Annotated in this window: 1 protein-coding gene; it reads right to left on the reverse strand. The window is 68.2% G+C overall.

Annotation, left to right across the window (positions count from 1 at the left end):
- Positions 1 to 36: 36 nt before the first annotated feature.
- Positions 37 to 1,319, reverse strand: a protein-coding gene (locus AB0B82_RS35420; RefSeq protein WP_360178975.1) for an IS3 family transposase whose coding sequence is annotated in 2 segments (ribosomal slippage) — positions 37 to 974 and positions 974 to 1,319 — 1,284 coding nt in all. Because the reading frame shifts where the segments join, the coding sequence is not laid out codon by codon here.
- Between the last annotated feature and the right edge of the window lie 69 nt (positions 1,320 to 1,388).

Raw genomic sequence — 1,388 nt, forward strand, 5'->3', positions numbered from 1 at the left:
GGGCCTTACCCCCGGTTCGTGGACACGGGTGGTCGATTACGCCGCTGACGGGAGGGTAGCGGGGTAGAGGGTTTCGTAGGTGTTCGGGGAGTGGTAGCGGCACGAGGAGTGGCGTCGGCGGGTGTTGTATCTGACGAGCCACCGGAACACTTCGCGGCGGCAGGTGGCCTCGTCGGGCCAGGTGTTGTGGTCTTGGAGGACCTCTCTTTTGAGGGTCGCGTTGAACGACTCGGCGAGTGCGTTGTCGGCGCTGGTGCCGACCGCGCCCATGGACTGGGTCACGCCGAGGGCGTTGCAAAGGTTGGCGTAGTCCTTCGATGTGTAGACCGACCCGTGGTCGCTGTGGAACACGGCTCCGGCCAGCCTGCCTCGGGTGAGTTCGGCGGCTTTGAGGGCGTCTTCGACCAGTTCAGTGCGCATGTGGTCGGCGACCGCCCAGCCGGCCAGCCGGCGGGAGTAGCAGTCGATGACCGTGGCCAGGTACAGGTTGTTGCCGTCGGCAAGTGGGAGATAGGTGATGTCGCCGACGTAGCGCTGGTTCGGGGCCTCGGCGGTGAAGTCCCGCTTCAGCAGGTCGGGCACCTTCTGATCGGCTGGCTCGGGGATCGTGGTGCGGACCTTGCGGCGGCGCCGGTAGCCGGCGATGCCGTGCTCGCGCATCACCCGGGCGACCCGCTTGTGGTTCACCCGCTCGCCGGCATCGGCGCTGTCATTGAGTTCGGCGGTGATCCGCGGCGCACCCTGGGTCTTGTCGTCGTCGTGGACGGCCCGGATCCGCTCCGCCAACGCCGCGTCGGCCGCGGCCCGCTCCTGCCGGACAGGGGCGGCCTTCAGCCACGCGTAGTACGACGAACGCTCGATCTCGACGAGCGAGCACAGCCGCTTCACGCTCCAGCCAGGACGCGGCCCGGCAGCGGAGGTGGTGGAGTGGTCGGCGACGAACTGGAAGCGGTTCACCAGTTCGTCTCCCCGGCGAAATACTTGGCTGCCTGGCGCAGGATCTCCCGCTCGGTGGTGAGCTTGGTCTGCTCCGCCCGCAACTGCGCGTTCTCGGCCTCGAGCCGGGCGATCTTCGCCTCCGGGGACTCCGGATCGGCACCGGTCGGCGTCTCACGCCGGCGGGGCCTGGACGGGCTGCTGATGGTGGCGCCGTCGGCGGTCGTCTTCTTGCCCGTTCCATGCAGGTCGACCCAGCGTGCCAGGGTCGCCCGCTCGACCCCGAGATCGGCTGCGATCCCACGCAGCGTCGCTCCCGGAGTGGACTCGTACAAGTCGACGGCCTGCCGACGGAACTCCTCGGAGTAGTTCTTGCGGGCCATGGTCCTGATCATCTCGCTTCCCCAGCACATGGCTGGATTCAGCGTGTCCAAGAACCAGGGTCAGGGCCC

The organism is Kribbella sp. NPDC048915 (assembly GCF_040649595.1).
Lineage (GTDB): Bacteria > Actinomycetota > Actinomycetes > Propionibacteriales > Kribbellaceae > Kribbella.